The 17,069-nt window shown below is 62.8% G+C and carries 19 protein-coding genes; 15 read left to right on the top strand and 4 right to left on the bottom strand.

Going from position 1 to position 17,069, the window contains the following annotated elements; genetic code table 11:
- Window positions 1-4 precede the first annotated feature (4 nt).
- From ribB to B7Y43_RS07600, 5 genes are all read left to right on the top strand, one after another.
- The gene (ribB, locus tag B7Y43_RS07620) at window positions 5-1,306 is read left to right on the top strand and encodes a 3,4-dihydroxy-2-butanone-4-phosphate synthase (protein WP_374131028.1); all 1,302 of its coding nucleotides are present in this window, start codon (window positions 5-7) and stop codon (window positions 1,304-1,306) included.
- A gap of 49 nt (window positions 1,307-1,355) precedes the next feature.
- Entirely contained in the window at window positions 1,356-1,775 is a 420-nt protein-coding gene (gene ribH, locus B7Y43_RS07615) for a 6,7-dimethyl-8-ribityllumazine synthase (protein ID WP_374131027.1), read from the top strand.
- Between the two features lie 4 nt (window positions 1,776-1,779).
- Window positions 1,780-2,205, top strand: coding sequence for a hypothetical protein (locus B7Y43_RS07610; protein ID WP_374131026.1), 426 nt, complete (start codon window positions 1,780-1,782; stop codon window positions 2,203-2,205).
- Window positions 2,206-2,215: 10 nt separating this feature from the next.
- Entirely contained in the window at window positions 2,216-2,758 is a 543-nt protein-coding gene (locus B7Y43_RS07605) for a GNAT family N-acetyltransferase (protein ID WP_374131025.1), read from the top strand.
- Between the two features lie 189 nt (window positions 2,759-2,947).
- Window positions 2,948-4,318, top strand: a complete 1,371-nt coding sequence (locus B7Y43_RS07600) for a cytochrome P450 (RefSeq protein WP_374131024.1) — start codon at window positions 2,948-2,950, stop codon at window positions 4,316-4,318.
- A 189-nt stretch (window positions 4,319-4,507) separates the two neighbouring features.
- On the opposite strand, the gene B7Y43_RS07595 is transcribed toward B7Y43_RS07600, so the two are convergent.
- A complete protein-coding gene (locus tag B7Y43_RS07595; RefSeq protein ID WP_374131023.1) occupies window positions 4,508-5,599 on the bottom strand; it encodes an alkene reductase in 1,092 nt (363 codons plus the stop codon).
- A 119-nt stretch (window positions 5,600-5,718) separates the two neighbouring features.
- Between B7Y43_RS07595 and B7Y43_RS07590 the strand changes: the two genes are divergently transcribed.
- Both B7Y43_RS07590 and B7Y43_RS07585 read left to right on the top strand, forming a co-directional pair.
- On the top strand, window positions 5,719-6,633 hold the full coding sequence (locus B7Y43_RS07590) for a DMT family transporter (protein WP_374131022.1): 915 nt from the start codon (window positions 5,719-5,721) through the stop codon (window positions 6,631-6,633).
- A gap of 26 nt (window positions 6,634-6,659) precedes the next feature.
- Window positions 6,660-7,325, top strand: coding sequence for a COQ9 family protein (locus B7Y43_RS07585; RefSeq protein ID WP_374131021.1), 666 nt, complete (start codon window positions 6,660-6,662; stop codon window positions 7,323-7,325).
- Here the strand turns inward: B7Y43_RS07585 and B7Y43_RS07580 are convergent.
- Complete coding sequence (locus tag B7Y43_RS07580; RefSeq protein WP_374131020.1) at window positions 7,310-8,212, bottom strand: PhzF family phenazine biosynthesis protein; 903 nt, start codon at window positions 8,210-8,212, stop codon at window positions 7,310-7,312. The genes B7Y43_RS07585 and B7Y43_RS07580 overlap by 16 nt on opposite strands.
- 41 nt (window positions 8,213-8,253) lie before the next feature.
- Between B7Y43_RS07580 and B7Y43_RS07575 the strand changes: the two genes are divergently transcribed.
- The 4 genes from B7Y43_RS07575 to ssb are packed head-to-tail and all read left to right on the top strand — an operon-like array spanning window position 8,254 to window position 11,292.
- Window positions 8,254-8,553, top strand: coding sequence for a helix-turn-helix transcriptional regulator (locus B7Y43_RS07575; protein WP_374131019.1), 300 nt, complete (start codon window positions 8,254-8,256; stop codon window positions 8,551-8,553).
- Window positions 8,554-8,610: 57 nt separating this feature from the next.
- Window positions 8,611-8,871, top strand: coding sequence for a FeoA family protein (locus B7Y43_RS07570; RefSeq protein ID WP_374131018.1), 261 nt, complete (start codon window positions 8,611-8,613; stop codon window positions 8,869-8,871).
- Window positions 8,868-10,733: a ferrous iron transporter B gene (locus B7Y43_RS07565; protein ID WP_374131017.1), complete on the top strand. Its 1,866-nt coding sequence runs from the start codon at window positions 8,868-8,870 to the stop codon at window positions 10,731-10,733. The genes B7Y43_RS07570 and B7Y43_RS07565 overlap by 4 nt, the downstream gene beginning before the upstream one ends.
- A 10-nt stretch (window positions 10,734-10,743) precedes the next feature.
- Complete coding sequence (ssb, locus tag B7Y43_RS07560) at window positions 10,744-11,292, top strand: single-stranded DNA-binding protein (protein ID WP_374131016.1); 549 nt, start codon at window positions 10,744-10,746, stop codon at window positions 11,290-11,292.
- Window positions 11,293-11,479: 187 nt separating this feature from the next.
- Here the strand turns inward: ssb and B7Y43_RS07555 are convergent, their stop codons facing one another.
- Both B7Y43_RS07555 and B7Y43_RS07550 read right to left on the bottom strand, forming a co-directional pair.
- Window positions 11,480-13,225 carry a carbamoyltransferase gene (locus B7Y43_RS07555; RefSeq protein ID WP_374131015.1) on the bottom strand — a complete coding sequence of 582 codons (1,746 nt, stop codon included), beginning with the start codon at window positions 13,223-13,225 and terminating at the stop codon, window positions 11,480-11,482.
- A gap of 205 nt (window positions 13,226-13,430) precedes the next feature.
- The gene (locus B7Y43_RS07550) at window positions 13,431-13,610 is read right to left on the bottom strand and encodes a hypothetical protein (protein ID WP_374131014.1); all 180 of its coding nucleotides are present in this window, start codon (window positions 13,608-13,610) and stop codon (window positions 13,431-13,433) included.
- Window positions 13,611-13,663: 53 nt separating this feature from the next.
- On the opposite strand from B7Y43_RS07550, the gene B7Y43_RS07545 reads away from it, so the two are divergent.
- Genes B7Y43_RS07545 through msrB form a run of 4 tightly spaced genes read left to right on the top strand, consistent with a single transcriptional unit; the run spans window position 13,664 to window position 17,028 of the window.
- Window positions 13,664-14,818 (top strand): type III polyketide synthase, encoded by a 1,155-nt coding sequence (locus B7Y43_RS07545; protein WP_374131013.1) that lies wholly within the window; start codon window positions 13,664-13,666, stop codon window positions 14,816-14,818.
- Window positions 14,815-15,507: a methyltransferase domain-containing protein gene (locus B7Y43_RS07540; protein ID WP_374131012.1), complete on the top strand. Its 693-nt coding sequence runs from the start codon at window positions 14,815-14,817 to the stop codon at window positions 15,505-15,507. The genes B7Y43_RS07545 and B7Y43_RS07540 overlap by 4 nt, the downstream gene beginning before the upstream one ends.
- Window positions 15,486-16,604, top strand: a complete 1,119-nt coding sequence (locus B7Y43_RS07535; protein ID WP_374131011.1) for an NAD(P)/FAD-dependent oxidoreductase — start codon at window positions 15,486-15,488, stop codon at window positions 16,602-16,604. The genes B7Y43_RS07540 and B7Y43_RS07535 overlap by 22 nt, the downstream gene beginning before the upstream one ends.
- 13 nt (window positions 16,605-16,617) lie before the next feature.
- Window positions 16,618-17,028, top strand: coding sequence for a peptide-methionine (R)-S-oxide reductase MsrB (gene msrB / locus B7Y43_RS07530; RefSeq protein ID WP_374131010.1), 411 nt, complete (start codon window positions 16,618-16,620; stop codon window positions 17,026-17,028).
- Window positions 17,029-17,069 lie beyond the last annotated feature (41 nt).

Below are 17,069 nucleotides of genomic sequence, written 5' to 3'. Positions count from 1 at the left end.
GCCCATGAGCACGCAATTAATCGACAAACTTCGCAGCCTCGTTACCGATGGGGGCATGTCGCGGTCCGGCCTGGCCCGCGCGGCCGGCCTTCACGCCAATACGCTGCGCGATCTTGAATCGCCCGACTGGAACCCGACCGCGGATACGCTGCGCAAGCTGGAGACCTTCGTCTTCAGCAATGACGACACGCCCGCCTTGGTGCCGATCGAGGAGATTATTGACGAAGCGCGCAATGGCCGGATGTTCATCCTGGTCGATGACGAAGACCGCGAGAATGAGGGCGATCTCGTCATCCCCGCGCAGATGGCGACACCCGATGCGATCAATTTCATGGCGACGCACGGGCGCGGGCTGATCTGTTTGTCGCTCAGCAAGGCGCGGGTCGATGCGCTTGGCCTCGAACTGATGAGCCGCGCCAATGGCACCCGCCACGAAACCGCCTTCACCACCTCGATCGAGGCGCGCGAAGGGGTGACGACGGGCATTTCCGCCGCCGACCGTGCGCGCACCATTTCGGTTGCGATCGATGCATCGAAGGGCAAGGGCGATATCGTGACACCGGGCCATGTCTTCCCGCTGGTCGCGCGCGAGGGCGGGGTGCTGGTGCGCGCCGGCCATACCGAAGCGGCTGTCGATGTCGCGCGGCTCGCCGGGCTCAATCCATCGGGCGTGATCTGCGAGATCATGAAGGACGACGGCACAATGGCGCGGATGGACGATCTTGTGTCGTTCGCGCGGCTGCATAACCTGAAAATGGGCACAATTCGCGACTTGATCGCCTATCGCCGCAAGCATGACCATCTTGTCGAGAAGCGCGCCGAGATGAGCTTCCACAGCCAATGGGGCGGCAGCTGGCAAGCAATGACCTTTTTCAACAAGGCCAGCGGCGACGAGACGATCGCGTTGGTCAAGGGCCGGATCGATCCCGATGCGCCCACGCTGGTTCGGATGCACACCGCTTCGTGGTTCGTCGACATGTTCGGTGAGGTATCCGAGCGATCGGGGCTGCTCTCACGCTCGATGGAAGCGATTGCCGAAGCCGGATCGGGCGTCATCGTCGTCATCAACCGGCCGATGAAGGACAGCGTGTCGCGCTTCATCCGGCTGCGCGCCGAGGGCAAGGGCGCGGGCGCGCCAGAGGTCGAGGAATTGCGCGATTACGGCGTCGGTGCGCAGATTCTGGCCGAACTTGGCGTGCAGGACATGATATTGCTGACCAATACCCACCACACGCTGGTGGGGCTGGACGGCTATGGCCTGAGCATTGTCGGCGAACGGCCAATCCCGGGAACGGGCGGCGAATAACAACATGTCCTTCCGGCCCCGGTCGGAGTGGATCGAGCAGGAATTGCAGATGGCCAAGATTCTCATCGTCGAAGCGCGCTTTTATGATCACCTCAACGATATGCTGCTCGACGGCGCGCGCGCAGCAATCGAATCAGCCGGCCACGCGCATGAAACGATTACCGTGCCCGGCGCGCTCGAAGTGCCCGGCGCGATCGCCTTTGCCGCCGAAACTGGCGGCTATGACGCCTTTGTCGGGCTTGGCGTCGTGATTCGCGGCGAAACCTATCATTTCGAAATCGTCGCCGGCGAAAGTGCACGCGGGCTGATGGCGCTCAGCATGGACGGCCTTGCCATCGGCAATGGCATCTTGACCGTTGAGAACGAAGCCCAGGCGCTGGCGCGCGCGCACCCCGCCGACAAGGACAAGGGCGGCGAAGCGGCCAAGGCAGCGCTGGCCATGATGGCGCTGAAGGCGCGCTTTGGCTGACGCAATGCGCAACCCGCCCCCGCCGCCACGCTATCGTATTTTTGAACGCGATCGGCGGCTGGTGGTGGTGGATAACTGGGCGGACGGGCAGCCTGAACGGCAGATGATGATACCCGTCCATAGGGAGCGCGCCAAAACAGCGCCCGGCAAGCTGGAACGCATCGCCTTTGACGGGCGCACCGCCTTCACCACGCACCGGTTCTATGATGTCAAGGGGCCGCGCACCCTCATCCTAGATCCCGGCAGCGTGACGACCGTCAATGGGATCAAGGTCGCGCTGGCCTGCGCCGCCGCCGTCATCGCGACCCTTGCTATGGTATCGCCCTTGTTGCTGTTGCCGCTGCTGTTCCTGACGAACCGCAAGCTTCGCGACGAAATTCGACGAGCATCGACCGCCTGGCTCGATAAATTCGGCCATCGCCCATCGTGAGGACTGAACAATGACTGGCCCAACATTGTTCACCGAACGCTTGATTCTCCGACCGGTCGCTGCAGCCGATCTCGAAAGCTGGATAAGCTTCCACGGGGATCAGCAGACGATGCGCTTTCTTGGCGGAGTCCAGCCGCGCTCGATCGCGTGGCGCGGGCTCTGCACGATGGCGGGCGCTTGGGATATTCGCGGTTTTTCGATGTTCTCGTTGGTCGAGCGCGAGACGGGACGCTGGATTGGTCGGGCCGGACCATGGTGCCCTGAAGGCTGGCCAGGCAACGAGATCGCCTGGGGGCTGACGCGCGAATTCGTCGGAAAGGGCTTCGCACATGAAGCTGCTGTTGCGTCGATCGATTACGCGATTGAGGTGCTCGGTTGGGATGAGGTTATCCACACGATCTCGCCCGATAACGCCCCATCGATTGCCCTTGCCCGCAAACTGGGCGCAACCAACCGGGGCCCGACGCGACTCCCGCCGCCGCATGACACCAACCCGATCGACGCCTGGGGGCAGTCGGCGGCCGAATGGCGCGCGCGGCGGGCAAGCCGCTAGAACAAGATTGGTATCGCTTGAATAACCCCACCCATTCGGGCTGAGCGAAGTCGAAGCCCAATCACAGCGCCTGGGCTTCGACTTAGCTCAGCCCGAACGGCATTGGGCGATATCGGCCAATATCGGCTACGCTGGCGTTTGCGCAAAGGCTTACTTATACTGATGTAAGTAACGACACCGGAGACCCCCATGGCGCTCGCCCATACCTTCAAGGCCAATCCGCATTGGCTGAAGCCGATCCCGCAAAGCGCGATCGGACATATTCCGGGCGAGGACGGGCTGCCTTTGGTCGGCAATACCTTCAAGATGCTGCGCGATCCGGTGGCGTTCGGGCGGCGGATGATTGCGACCTATGGCCCGGTGTTCCGCAACAACGCCTTTGGTGGGCCGCAGGTCAATATGGTTGGGCCGGACGCTAACGAACTGCTGCTGTTCGATCGCGACAAGCTGTTTTCGTCTGAACAAGGCTGGGGGCCGCTGCTCAATCTGCTGTTCCCGCGCGGGTTGATGCTGATGGATTTCGACAAGCATCGCGCGGATCGCAAGGTGATGGCGGTTGCCTTCAAGCCTGAACCGATGCGGCATTACGCACAGGCCCTGAATGAAGGCATTTCGCGGCAAGTAAGCAGTTGGGGCAACAAGCCAATAAAATTTTACGATGCAGTGAAGGAACTGACGCTTGATCTGGCGGCGGAGAGCTTTCTGGGGATGGATCTGGGGCCAGAGGCAACGCGGATCAACAAGGCGTTCGTCGATGAGGTACAGGCAAGCGTCGCGGCGATCCGTCTGCCTCTTCCTGGCACGATGATGACCAAAGGGGTGAAGGCGCGCAAATATCTGGTCGATTTCTTCTTGGCGGAGATTCCCAAACGGCGCGCCGGGACCGGACAGGATTTCTTTTCGCAATTCTGCCGCGCAACCGATGAGGACGGCAAGCCGCTGTCGGACATGGCGATTGCTGATCACATGAACTTTTTGATGATGGCAGCGCACGACACCATCACTTCCTCCGCTACCAGCCTGGTGATGCTGCTGGGCCGCAATCCCGAATGGCAGGAGAAATTGCGCGCCGAGATCGCCGAGCTGGGCCTGAACGATGATGCTGGCCTTGCCTTTGGGCAGCTTGACCGGCTGGAATTGACCGACTTCGCGTTCAAGGAAGCGCTGCGGCTGATCCCCCCGGTGCCCTCCTTGCCGAGGCGGGCGCTGAAGCCGTTCAGCTTTGGCGGCTATGATATTCCCGCCGGCGCTTTTTGCAGCATCGCGGTGGCCTATACCCACAAAATGCCCGAAATCTGGCCCGAACCCGAAAAATTCGACCCCATGCGCTTTTCGGCCGAGCAATCGAAGGGGCGACACAAATATGCCTGGGTGCCGTTCGGCGGCGGCGCACATATGTGCCTGGGGCTGCACTTCGCGACGATGCAGATCCGCATCCTGATGGTGCAGTTGCTGCGCCGCTACCGAATCGAACTGGACGAGGGCAGCGGCGCGGAATGGCAGCCCTGGCCGATTCCGCGGCCCAAGGATGGGCTGCCGCTGCGCTTTTTGCCTTTGTAGAATTTGGTTCGCGCGGAGGCGCGGAGACGCAGAGGGGCTGGGTCATTGGCGCGCAGCGCGCTTCTCAACAGGGGAATGAAAGACTGCGTCGCCTTTTGGGGAGGTGCAGGCTTTTCCTTCTCCGCGCCTCCGCGTCTCCGCGCGAACAAAACCTTCTTCTTCTCTGCGTCCCCTGCGCGAACCAAAAACCTATTCAGCGGCAACCGACTCCAGTGACGGGTAATCGATATATCCCTCAGGCCCCTGGCTATACCAGGTGCGGAAATTGCCCTCGTTGAGCGGCGCGCCGGTGCGTAGCCGCTCGGGCAGATCGGGATTGGCCAGAAAGGTGCGGCCAAAGCTGACGGCGTCCGCCACGCCGGAATCGATCACCGCCTGTGCCGCTTCGGCGGTGACATAATCCGAATTGACCACCAGCGGGCCAGCAAAGGCTTCCCGAATGACAGGCGACAGCCGGGGGACATCGGTGCGACCAAAAGTGCCGTCGGGGCCGGGTTCGCGCAATTCAAGAAAGCCGATGCCGATCTCGCTCAGGATCTTGGCGGCGGTCGTGAACAGCGGCGCCGGATCGCTATCATCAACGCCCTGCGAATCGCCGTTGGGCGACAGGCGAACCGAGGTACGATCCGCACCCGCGACCGACGCCACACGCTCAGTCACTTCACGCAGCAAGCGCGTGCGGTTCTCGATCGACCCGCCATAGATGTCGTCGCGGTGATTGGCGCCGTTGCGCAGGAACTGATCGATCAGATAGCCATTGGCGCTGTGAATCTGGACGCCATCAAAGCCGGCAGCCATCGCATTGCGCGTCGCGCGTTCATAATCGGCGATCACGCCGGGGATCTCCTCAAGGGTCAGCGGCCGGGCAACCTCAAAATCCTGGCGACCCTCATAAGTATGCGCCTGACCTGCGGTTGCGGTGGCCGACGACGAGACTGGCTGCTCGCCGATCACTGAACTGTGCACTTGCCGGCCCATATGCCAAAGCTGCGCAATGATCCGCCCGCCCGCTGCATGCACACGCGCGATCACTGGCTTCCAGGCATCGGTCTGCTCGTCGGTCCAAAGCCCCGGTGCGAACGGCCAGCCGAGCCCCTGACGGCTGATGCCGGTCGCTTCGGAAATGATCAGCCCTGCCGAGGCGCGCTGCGCATAATAATCGCCCATCACCGGCTGCGGGACATGGCCCTTGGTTGATCGACCCCGCGTCAGCGGTGCCATCAGGATGCGATTGGGCGCGGCAATGGCGCCAAGCTGGATAGGATCGAACAGGCTGGGCATGAAGGACTTCCCTGATTGAGCCCTTAAAAGGGCGACGGGACCGAGATAGAACGCTATGCGCCGCAATGCACCATCCTTGGTGCCCAAGAAAATCTAGCCCCCCCAAAAAACAAGCGATCATGGCCGAAGCTACCGCCCTTGTCCCGCCCGCCGCGCCCCCCGCTTCCGCGTTTGTGGCGCTGTTGATCGGCAATGTTGCGCTCGCCTTTGGCCCCTGGTTTGTCCGGATGGCCGATACCGGGCCGGTGGCATCGGCCTTCTGGCGGATCGCGCTCGCCGCGCCGGTGCTGGTCGCCGCCGCATGGGCAACCGGCTGGCGACCAGTGCAGATTTCGCGATCGATCTGGCTGGTGGTGTTCCTGTCGGGGATGTGCTTCGCCGCCGATCTCGCCAGTTGGCATATCGGCATTTTGCGCACCACGCTCGCCAATGCCACCTTGTTTGGCAATTCGACGATCCTGTTTTTCCCGATTTACGGCTTTCTGATCGCCCGCGCCCTGCCCAGCCGGAGCCAGGGCATTGCGCTGTTGCTGGCCGCGATCGGCGCGGCATTGCTGATGGGGCAATCCTATCGTCTTGATCCGCGCCATCTGGGTGGCGATCTTTTCTGTCTGCTGGCGGGAATTGTGTACACCGCCTATTTCGTGCTGATGGCGCGCGCGCGTGAAACAATGGCCCCCTTGGCCGCACTTGCGATGTCGACCATCGCAAGCATTGCCCCGCTGTTGATAGTTGCGATGCTGCTGGGCGAAAAAATCCTGCCCGATCATTGGGGCGTCCTGATCGGCCTGACCTTTTGCAGCCAGGTATTGGGTCAGGGGATGATGATCTACGCCCTCGGGAAATTATCGCCCCTGGTGATCGGCATCGGCCTGCTGATTCAACCGATCGTGGCAGCGGCGGTGGGCTGGATCGCCTATGGCGAACAATTGGGCCCAGCTGATCTGATCGGCGCGATCTTAGTGGCGATCGCGCTGGTGCTGGTGCGGCGGCCCGTGCCCGCGCCGCTTGGCTTGGCCCCGGCGAGCAGCTAATCAGCCCAATCTGGAGGAGATCACCCATGCCTGCCGCTGCTGCGACTGATGCAACCATCGACGAAATCCGCGCGACGCTTGCGCCGCTGATCGCCGATAATGCTGCTTTTGACGGCTGGACCAACGCCGCGCTTGATGCCGCTGCTGATGCGGCGGGGATCGATCCCGATATCGCCGCTTTGGCCTTTGGCGGCGGCGCCGTCGACATGATTGATGCCTGGTTCGCTGATGTTGACCGGCAAATGACCGAGGCGGTGCCCGCGGTTGCACTTGGCCGGATGAAGGTGCGCGCAAAGATTACCGCTTTGGTCGAAGCGCGACTGGCTGCAGTGGCCGATAATCGCGAATCACTGCGCCGGGCGATGGCGATTCTGGCGATGCCCCAAAATGTGGTACGGGCGGGCAAGCTTGGCTGGCGCAGTGTTGATACGATGTGGCGGCTCGCTGGCGATACTGCGACCGATTACAACCATTATACCAAGCGGGCGATCCTCGGTGGCGTCTATGCGGCCACCGTCACCGTCTTCCTCGACGATGAGAGCGAGGATTGGGCCGATACCCGCGCCTTCCTGGCCCGACGGATCGAGGGGATCATGCGCTTTGAAAAGGCCAAGGCCGGCTTCACCGCGCGCACGGTCAATCTGCCAAGCTTCAGTCGGTTTATCGGCCGGTTGCGCTATCCTGCGGTGTGATCGTCCCAGCACCCGCTGAACATCGGGATGCAATTGCCAGCGACAGTGGCGACGATTCCCGCCGATGTTTGGCGCGCGGTGAGGTGCAACACGCTTGGACGGCCCATCTCGGCCCCCTGGCGGGAGGTGAAACGAGCCTCCTCAACGCCATCGATCGATACCAGAAATGCCGCGAGCGCGGCGTTGGCGCTGCCGGTTGCGGGATCTTCGTAAGTCCCCGCCAGTGGCGCAAACATGCGGGCATGAATTTGGTCTGCGTTGCGTGCATAAATCAGCAGCGACAGCCTGTCGCCGCTGCCCGCCATCTGCGCGCGTGTTTCGCGGAACCGGGCGATGTCGGGCACGGCTTGCGCGATCCCGTCCGGCGTTACGGCGGCGGCGACAAAGTTCATGCCGACCGAAATCTCGGTTGGCGGGTGCGGGTCGCCGAGCACCGATTTCGTCGGCAATCCAAGACAGGCAGCGATGGCCGCCGGTTCAAGGATGGCAGCGGTCGTCAGCGGTTGTGGAGCCGCGATGCGGGCGCCCGTTACTCGTCCGGTCGCGCTGCGCTGGAGCGCCGCCTCGACCAGGCCGGCGGTCAGTTCGAGCTTCAGGCTCGCACCGCGATAATCGCGACGACGGGCGAGCACACAGGCCGTGCCAATGCTGGGATGGCCAGCAAACGGCATTTCCGCGCTGCGATTGAAGATACGGACTCGCGCATCATTGGCGGGATCACTCGGCGGCAGGACAAAGGCGGTCTCGCTGAGGTTGAGTTCGGCAGCGAGCGCCTGCATCGTCGCGCTGTCCATGCCCGATGCATCGCTGAAAACCGCGAGTGGATTGCCGCCGAAGCGCTGATCGGTAAAGACATCGACGGTTTCAAAATCGTAGCGCGGCATCATAATCTCCGTGATGACGCTTCGTTAATTCGCCAAGGAACGAAATGCAAGACGCCGACCTGTTTCGCATCTTGGGCAATCCGAGCCGACTAGCGATCCTGGGCTGGCTTAAAGACCCGCGCGCCCATTTCCTGCCGCAGGTCGATGGTGACCTGGTCGAGGACGGCGTGTGCGGACAACGAATCGCTGATAAACTCGGCATCAGTGCATCGACATTGAGCGAGCATATGCGCCAGCTGGTCGGCGCGGGGCTGGTAGCGCAAAAACGCATCAAGCAATGGACATTCTATAAGCGAAATGATGCCCGGCTGGCCGAAATCGCTGCCTTGGTCGCGACATTATAAGGCGGGTCGCCGCCAGGGGTTATTGATAATCAATCGCAATACGCCTATCTGCAAGCGATGCAGAGTCGCGTCAGCCTCGAACAGCTTGCCCTTCGTCAATGTGCGACAGTGGCGTCGGTCGATTGGGCGCGGTTGGCAGTGCCCGAAGCGCGCCGCCTGCGCGAACTTGGCTTTGACGAAGGCGTCGGTGTCGAAGTGCTGCACCGCGCGCGGCTGGGTGGCGGACCGATTGCGTGCCGGATCGGCCGAATGACAGTGGCGCTGCGGCGCGCGGTCGCTGGCGCTATCCAAGTCTCCCCGCTTCACCCCGCCGAATGACTCCTGCCCCGCTGGTCGCGCTGGTCGGCAATCCCAATGCCGGCAAAAGCGCCCTGTTCAACGCGCTGACCGGTGCGCGGCAAAAGGTCGGCAATTATCCTGGCGTCACGGTCGAACGGCATTCTGGGCGGCTCGCGCTGCCCGATGGCCGGCCGGTCGAGCTGGTCGATCTGCCCGGTGCCTATTCGTTGGATCCCGGCAGCCCCGACGAGCGCGTCACGCGCGACGTGGTGACCGGTGCACAAGCGGGTGAACGGTTGCCCGACGCGCTGATCGTGGTGGTCGATGCCGCCAATCTCGACAATCATCTGCGCTTTGCGCTGCAGTTGATCGCGCTCGGGCTGCCGGTGGTGGTTGCGCTCAACATGATCGATCTCGCCGAGCGTGACGGGTTGATGCTCGACGCGGCCGCCTTGTCACGGGAGCTCGGCGTGCCAGTGGTGCCGACGGTCGCGGTCAGAAAACGCGGGCTGGATGAGTTGAAGACACAGGTCGCCGCGATGGTCGATCACGGTCCGCTCATGCGCCTGCGCGCCAGTGACGGTAGCGTGCAGGAGGATATCGTCACGCTGCAACGCCGCGCGCGGACGATCGCGGTTGCAGCGACGATATCCGAAACCCCCACCCGCCGCTGGACCCACACGCTCGATTCGATTGCGCTGCACCCGGTTTGGGGGATGATCCTGCTGGCGACGATTTTGTTCCTGATGTTCCAGGCGGTGTTCAGCTGGGCGAAGGTGCCGGCCGATGCAATCGATGCCGGATTCAGCGCGCTCGGGGCAGCGATCACCGCGCGCTTCGGTGAGGGGTTCTTTCAGTCGCTGATCGTCGATGGCGCGATTGCGGGCGTGGGCGCGGTGCTCGTCTTCCTGCCGCAGATCATGATCCTGTTCTTCTTCATCCTGCTCTTGGAGGCGAGCGGCTATATGGTTCGCGCTGCCTTTCTGATGGACCGGGTGATGGCGAGTGTTGGCCTGTCGGGCCGCGCCTTCATTCCTTTGCTGTCGAGCTTTGCCTGCGCTGTCCCCGGCATCATGGCGACGCGGACGATCGAAGACGAGAAGGACCGGCTGACGACGATTCTAATTGCGCCGCTGATGACCTGCTCGGCGCGGTTGCCGGTCTATACGCTGATCATTGGCGCGCTGATCCCCAATACGCCGGTGCTGCCGTTTGTCGGGCTGCAGGGCGTGGTGATGTTCGGGCTCTATATCTTCGGCGTGATCGGCGCGTTCGTGGCGGCGCTGGTGCTGCGCAACACCGTGACCCAGGGCGCTTCATCGGGCTTCATGATGGAAATGCCCAAATATCAGATGCCGCGCGCGCGCGACATTGCGCAGGGGCTGTGGAGCCGAGTCGTCATCTTCCTGCGCCGCGCAGGCACGATCATCCTCTATTCAACGGTCGCGCTCTGGCTGTTGCTGAGCTTTCCCAAGCCGCCGGTCGGCAGCCCGATTTCGCCGGTCAATTATTCAATCGCTGGCCGCATCGCCAATGGCCTCGCGGTGGTGCTGAAGCCAATCGGTTTCGATCGTGACATCGCGCTGGCCTTGATCCCGGCGATGGCCGCGCGCGAGGTCGCGGTCGCAGCGCTCGGCACGGTCTATGCGATCGACAACCCAGACGCCGAATCAGGACAGAAAGCGCTTGCTGCCAATCTGAAGACGCACTGGTCGCTGCCGACCGCGCTTGCCTTCCTGATGTGGTTTGTCTTTGCCCCGCAATGCATCTCGACCATCGCCGTCACCCGGCGCGAAACCAATAGCTGGCGTTGGCCTGCCTTCATGGTTGGCTATCTGTTCGTGCTGGCTTACATCGCTGCTGGAGCGACCTATTGGGGCGCCATCGCACTCGGGCTTTAGGAACAAGAATATGGCGGGCAGCGTCAACAAGGTGATCATCGTCGGCAATCTGGGACGCGACCCGGAAAGCAAAACCTTCCAGAATGGCGGCAAGGTGGTGAACCTGCGCATCGCCACGTCGGACACGTGGAAGGACAAGAATAGCGGCGAGCGCAAGGAAGCGACCGAATGGCATTCGGTGGCGATCTTCAACGAAGGCCTGGCCAATGTCGCTGAGCGCTATCTGCGAAAGGGCTCGAAAGTCTATATCGAAGGCGCGCTCAAGACCCGCAAATGGCAGGATGCCAGCGGCAATGATCGTTATTCGACCGAAATCGTGCTCCAGGGTTTCAACTCGGTGCTGACAATGCTCGATGGTGCGCCGGGTGGCGGCGGCGGATCGGGCGGCGGATCAGGCGGCGGTGGCGGCGACTGGGATGGCGGCCGCGATGACTTTGGCGGCGGATCAAGTGCCCCCCGTGGCGGCGGTGGTGGCAATCGCGGTGGCGGTGGCGGCTTTGGCGGCGGCAACAGCGGCGGCGGCTTCCCCGATGATCTGGACGACGACGTGCCGTTCTAGAGTCTGATGACTTTGGATTGGACCAACCCAGACCCCGTTCACCCTGAGCGAAGTCGAAGGGCATGCGAAGCGCGTGGGCTTCGACTTCGCTCAGCCCGAACGGGTATGAGGTTGAAGCGACCTAACGTCATCACGCTCTAAGCGACCAGGCCCGCCAAACCAAGGGAGGGCCGGCCATTGCGCCGCGTCAGGTGCTGGTGCGCTCGATGATCCAATCGCCAATCACCAGTAGGTCCATCCTGGTGCGGAGGAAACAATCAAGCGCCTCGTGCGGCTCGCAGACCACCGGTTCATTTTCATTGAACGATGTGTTGAGCACCATCGGCACCCCGGTCATGTCGCAAAAAGCAGCGATCAGCCGATGGTAGCGGGGGTTGGTGGCGGCGTGAACCGTCTGCAATCGCCCGGAACCGTCGATATGCGTGACCGCCGGAATGCGCGCCCGTTTGTCTTCGCGAATCTGGAAGACCTGCATCATGAAGGGGACGGTATCGTCCTCCTCAAACCAATCGGCGACGCCCTCAGCAAGCACTGACGGTGCAAAGGGGCGAAAGCTCTCCCGACGCTTAATCTTCAGGTTGAGAATATCCTTCATGTCCGCCCGACGCGGATCGCCCAAAATGGAGCGATTCCCGAGGGCGCGGGGGCCCCATTCCATGCGACCCTGGAACCATCCGATCACCTTGCCGTCGGCAATCGCCGACGCCGTATGGTCGCAAAGTGCCGCCTCATCCTCGAAATGCGATATGGCGCATCCGGCCTCGGTGATCGCGGGCGCACGCTCGGTCAGTAGCGCGGTAATCGCCTCCACGGGTGCAGACGGTCCCCAATAGGCGTGGTCCATGACGAACGATCTGGCATTGCCGGCCGCATGCCAGTGCGCAAAGGCAGCACCAATCGCCCCGCCAGCATCGCCCGCCGCCGATTGGACATAAACGCGCGTATAGGCTGTCCGGCGCCGAATCTTGCCATTGGCGACAGAATTGTTGGCGCATCCGCCCGCAAGCGCGATTGACGTGGTACCGTGGCGCGGCTGGACGGTGTCGAGCAGGTGAAAAAACGCTTCCTCATAAATGGCCTGGACGGATCGCGCGAGATCGCGGTGCGACTGGCGCAGCTGTTCATCCTTGCCGCGCTGCGGGCCGAGCAACTCTTCAAGCGCCCCCGAAAACAAATCCCCGACCATGGGAATACCGCCACCCCATTGATAGGGAACGCCTTCCTTATGGTGGCGAAAATACCGCAAATTGAGCGCGAAACTGCCGTCATTTTTCAGCTTCACGATGTCGCGGAGCTTAGCGACCTGGGTAGGCGCGCCATAAGGGGCGAGGCCCATCACCTTATATTCGTCGCCATAATGCGGAAAACCGAGATACTGGGTCAGTGCCTGATAGAAAACGCCAAGCGAATGCGGGAAAAAGACGCGTCCTTCGATATCGATCTTGGACTCGCTCCCGCGCGCCCAGGCCGCACTGCTGAAATCGCCAAATCCATCGACCGAAATCACCGTCGCGTCGCGAAAGGGCGAAACATGGAAGGCGGAGGAAAGATGCGCCCGATGATGCTCGATCGGTGCCATCACGCCCTTGAAACCGGGGCCAACCTCATGCGCGAGAAAATCGGCGATGCTCGCGCGCTTGCCGCGATTGCGTAGGCGATCCAACACAAAGCCAGGATTGGGCCGGGTGCGGGCGACAAAAGCCAGCTTGCGCAGCATATTGGCGCGATTGTCCTGATTATAGGCGACCACATCAACATCGGCGAGCGTCACCCCGGCTTCGCGCAGGACATAGGCAATCGCCTGCGCCGGAAAGCCAGCCCAATGCTTGATCCGACGGAACCGCTCCTCCTCAGCGGCGGCAACCAGCTTGCCATCGCGGACCAGACAAGCCGAAGAATCACCATGAAAAGCGTTGAGGCCAAGAATAATCAAACGCTTTTCCTAAGTCAGGTCATGATGAGCAGGTGACTTTTCAGCGCCGCTAACATGATTGATTACAGGTCGATTATTATAGGATTGCGGCCGACAGCGTCAACGCACTGGCCAGGTCACGTGAAAGTGGCCCCGACAATGGAAAGTTCGGCGGTGGACCCAGCCATGGGGTCACGGTTTCAATGGCAGTATAATGACGCCCGGCTTAGCGCAGCCGGGCAATAGCCAGGCCGTCCGCTTTGGCGCGATCCTTGACCGATTCCTCGCTGCGGGTGAGCGCCTTGGCAATCGCCTTCAGCGCCATGCCCTTTTTCGCGAGCAAATGGAGCTTTTGGATCTCGTCCTGCGTCCAGGGCTGACGATGCCGTTCGAATCGTTCTGCCATGCCCTCTCCCGCTTTTGTCGCTTCATCCCTACATGACGCACATAGGGCCGGACATGATCTGCCGCTTCTTGATCATGATTCCCGCCCCCTGGCAAAAGCTATTCCGCTTCAGCCGCGATGACGAAGGTTCTGGCTTGGCCGTTTCCGCTTATCTCAATGCCCTGGGCACGGCGGTGCCATCGCATGATATCCATCAGGCGTTTATCGGCTGGGCCCGCGCACAGATCAGCGATCCGCGCCAGCGCAAGCTGTTCGATCGCATGGCGGCGCGCGCGGCGATCGGTCATCGCTGGTCAGTGCTACCGCGCGGCGTGGATGGCGGTTCGCCGGTCGATGCCGGTGGCTTTTATGATGTACCGGTGATGCCGGGAACCGGCGCGCGGATGGCAATTTATGCGGAAGCTGCCCCGCTGCTTGGGCTGTCCGCGATCGAAGCGCTGTCGCGGGAGATACCGATCACGGGCATCACCCATCTGGTCGTGGCCAGCTGCACTGGCTTTGTCGCGCCGGGCATCGACCAGATCATCGCTGCCCGGCTGGGGCTGGCCCCGTCGGTGGAGCGGCTGCTGATCGGGTTTATGGGCTGTTATGCCGCCGTCGCCGCGCTCCGCACCGCACGCCACATCGTTCGCTCCGAACCGGCGGCGCGCGTGCTGGTGTTGTGCGTTGAGCTATCGACCCTGCATTTGCAGGAAACCAGCGAGATCGAGCCCTTGCTGGCGATGCTGCAATTTGGCGACGGTGCTGCGGCAGCCTTGGTGACGGCGGACCCAATTGGGTTCGAGATCGGCCAGCCCTTTGCGACGACCCTGCCGCGATCAGTCGAATTGATCCGCTGGGACATTACCGATCAGGGTTTTGCCATGCATTTGTCTGGCGAAGTGCCGGCCCGGATTGCCGCCGGACTCGCCGATCCAGCATTCGCCCGGGCCGCCACTGGCGGCCGCGCCCCGGCGGAGATTGATGGCTGGGCGGTGCATGCCGGCGGACGATCGATCCTTGATGCGGTCGAACACGCGCTGGCGATTGATCCGGCGCGGCTGCTCGCCTCGCGGCAGGTGCTGGCAGACTATGGCAATATGTCGTCGGCAACATTGATGTTCGCGCTGGCTGGCCTGCTGAGCGGGCCAGCGATCGACGACGGCGTCGCGCTGGCATTCGGGCCCGGGCTGGCGGCGGAAGGCTTTGGCTTCAGGCGGGCGGCATGAGCAAACTCCGCCACCGCGCCATCGCTGAGGAGCTGATGGATGCTGACGATCTGACCGCCGAGACCTATGCGGCGGTGGTCAGCGATCTGGCGCGGGTGAACGCCGTGACGATGGCAGCGCGACCAACGCTGGCCTTTCTCAACCGGGCGACCAAGGGCCAGACTCGACTGAAACTGCTCGATGTCGGCTTTGGCGATGGCGATATGCTCCGCCGGATCGCTGGCTGGGCCGCGCGACGCGGCATCCAGGCAGAACTGGTCGGGGTGGATCTTAACCCACGCAGCGAGATGGCTGCGCGGGCGCATACCCCCGCCGGGTTGCCGATCCGCTATGTTACGGGCGATTATGCTGATCAGGCCGGTGGCGATTGGGACGTTGTGATCAGCAGCCTGGTCGCGCACCATATGACGCCACCGCAACTCGTCGCGTTTCTGCGCTTCATGGAAGCAGAGGCGCGGCGCGGCTGGTTCGTCAACGATCTTGAACGCCATGGTTTCGCCCATTGGGGTTTCCCGGTGCTGGCGACGCTGATGCGCTGGCACCCGATCGTCAAACATGATGGCACCTTGTCAATCGCGCGATCCTATCGCGCCGCCGAATGGCCGATCATCCTGAGAAACGCCGATATCGATTCCGCGACTGTCGCGCGCTATTTTCCGTTCAGATTATGCGTCGAACGCCAGCGCTGATCATCGGCGGCGGGCCGGCCGGGACCGCGACCGCGATCCTGCTCGCGCAGGCAAAGCTGCCGCACCTGCTGATCGAGCGCACCGCGACGACCGGCGACGCATTGTGCGGCGGCTTTCTCAGCTGGCGCTCGCTCGACTCACTGACGGCACTCGGCATCGATCCCGACACGTTGAACCGGGCGACCCTGACGACCGCGCGGCTGTTCGTGGGGGGCTCGGTCGCAAAGGCCGCCTTGCCACGCCCGGCGCGCGGTGTGTCGCGCCACCGGCTCGATAGCGTGATGATGGCGCAGGCGATCGGGCAGGGCGCCACTGTCGAACGCGGCGCAGACGCCCGCGCGATTGAGGGCGGCACGGTGCGCCTCAACGATGGCAGCGCGATGTCGGCAGCGGCGATCTTTCTCGCGACCGGCAAGCGCGATTTGCGCGGCCTCGCTCGCCCACCAGAGGCGCAACAGGCCGATCCGTCGCTCGGGCTGCGGGTGCGGCTCAGCGCGTCACCAACGCTGCACCGGCTGCTCGACGGCGCGATTGAGCTGCATCTGTTCGATCGCGGTTATGTCGGGATCAATCTGCAGGAGGATGGCAGTGGCAATCTTTGCCTGGCGGTGCATCGATCGCGATTGATCGAGGCGGGCGGTCCGGAGGCCCTGCTTCGCGCGCTGGCAGGCGAATCGTCTGCACTCGCTGACCGGCTCGCCTGGCGCGCGCCGGGGTCAATCGATGCGGTGGCTAATGTGCCCTATGGCTGGCGGATGCGAACGGGCAGTGTCGGCCTGTTTCGGCTCGGCGATCAGGCCGGCGTCATCCCGTCGCTGGCTGGCGAGGGGATGGGGATCGCCATCGCCAGCGGCATCCGTGCAGCCCAGGCCTATGCCCAGGGCGGGCCGGACGCCGCGCCCGGCTTTCAGCGACGACTGGCGCGCGATCTGGTGCGGCCTTTGGGGGTAGCCGGGCTGATCCGCGCTGCGGCCGAGCACCCGGCGGCCGCCCGCCACCTGATCGCGCTGGCGAAAAAGGCACCGATCATGATCGATATCGCCGCCCGGCTCACCCGGATCGCGCATTCCCCGATTGACGCGCCGCAGCCAGCATAAGATGCTGGTGGCCATGGACCATATCACGCTTTCCGAATCCGAATGGCGCAAGCAGCTGTCGCCTGAGGCCTATCACGTGCTGCGCGAGGCGGGCACCGAGCGCGCCTTTACCGGTCGGTATAACGACAACAAGGCTGACGGCATTTACCACTGCGGCGGCTGTGGGCTTGCGTTGTTCGACAGTGCCGACAAATATGATTCGGGATCAGGCTGGCCGAGCTTCAATCAACCTATCGCCGCGGCGCATGTCACCGAACACCGCGATACGAGCTATGGCATGATTCGAATCGAAGCATGCTGCGCGCGATGCGATGGCCATTTGGGTCATGTCTTCCCCGATGGCCCCCCGCCAACCGGCCTGCGTTACTGTATGAATTCGCTCTCGCTTGATTTTCGGGCGCGTGACGGTGGCGCGCCCCGCTGACCGCTTGTGAGTGGACAGGATAAGCGGTATTCCCCCGCTTC

This window comes from Sphingomonas sp. 28-62-20, from assembly GCF_002281505.1.
This window is presented reverse-complemented; position numbering and strand designations above follow the sequence as displayed.

What these genes read in the sequence shown, in the direction of transcription:
- ribB (WP_374131028.1), top strand. Translation starts at nt 5, where the DNA reads ATGAGCACGCAATTAATCGACAAACTTCGCAGCCTCGTTACCGATGGG.
- ribH (WP_374131027.1), top strand. Translation starts at nt 1,356, where the DNA reads ATGGCCAAGATTCTCATCGTCGAAGCGCGCTTTTATGATCACCTCAAC.
- B7Y43_RS07610 (WP_374131026.1), top strand. Translation starts at nt 1,780, where the DNA reads ATGCGCAACCCGCCCCCGCCGCCACGCTATCGTATTTTTGAACGCGAT.
- B7Y43_RS07605 (WP_374131025.1), top strand. Translation starts at nt 2,216, where the DNA reads ATGACTGGCCCAACATTGTTCACCGAACGCTTGATTCTCCGACCGGTC.
- B7Y43_RS07600 (WP_374131024.1), top strand. Translation starts at nt 2,948, where the DNA reads ATGGCGCTCGCCCATACCTTCAAGGCCAATCCGCATTGGCTGAAGCCG.
- B7Y43_RS07595 (WP_374131023.1), bottom strand. Translation starts at nt 5,599, where the DNA reads ATGCCCAGCCTGTTCGATCCTATCCAGCTTGGCGCCATTGCCGCGCCC.
- B7Y43_RS07590 (WP_374131022.1), top strand. Translation starts at nt 5,719, where the DNA reads ATGGCCGAAGCTACCGCCCTTGTCCCGCCCGCCGCGCCCCCCGCTTCC.
- B7Y43_RS07585 (WP_374131021.1), top strand. Translation starts at nt 6,660, where the DNA reads ATGCCTGCCGCTGCTGCGACTGATGCAACCATCGACGAAATCCGCGCG.
- B7Y43_RS07580 (WP_374131020.1), bottom strand. Translation starts at nt 8,212, where the DNA reads ATGATGCCGCGCTACGATTTTGAAACCGTCGATGTCTTTACCGATCAG.
- B7Y43_RS07575 (WP_374131019.1), top strand. Translation starts at nt 8,254, where the DNA reads ATGCAAGACGCCGACCTGTTTCGCATCTTGGGCAATCCGAGCCGACTA.
- B7Y43_RS07570 (WP_374131018.1), top strand. Translation starts at nt 8,611, where the DNA reads ATGCAGAGTCGCGTCAGCCTCGAACAGCTTGCCCTTCGTCAATGTGCG.
- B7Y43_RS07565 (WP_374131017.1), top strand. Translation starts at nt 8,868, where the DNA reads ATGACTCCTGCCCCGCTGGTCGCGCTGGTCGGCAATCCCAATGCCGGC.
- ssb (WP_374131016.1), top strand. Translation starts at nt 10,744, where the DNA reads ATGGCGGGCAGCGTCAACAAGGTGATCATCGTCGGCAATCTGGGACGC.
- B7Y43_RS07550 (WP_374131014.1), bottom strand. Translation starts at nt 13,610, where the DNA reads ATGGCAGAACGATTCGAACGGCATCGTCAGCCCTGGACGCAGGACGAG.
- B7Y43_RS07545 (WP_374131013.1), top strand. Translation starts at nt 13,664, where the DNA reads ATGATCTGCCGCTTCTTGATCATGATTCCCGCCCCCTGGCAAAAGCTA.
- B7Y43_RS07540 (WP_374131012.1), top strand. Translation starts at nt 14,815, where the DNA reads ATGAGCAAACTCCGCCACCGCGCCATCGCTGAGGAGCTGATGGATGCT.
- B7Y43_RS07535 (WP_374131011.1), top strand. Translation starts at nt 15,486, where the DNA reads ATGCGTCGAACGCCAGCGCTGATCATCGGCGGCGGGCCGGCCGGGACC.
- msrB (WP_374131010.1), top strand. Translation starts at nt 16,618, where the DNA reads ATGGACCATATCACGCTTTCCGAATCCGAATGGCGCAAGCAGCTGTCG.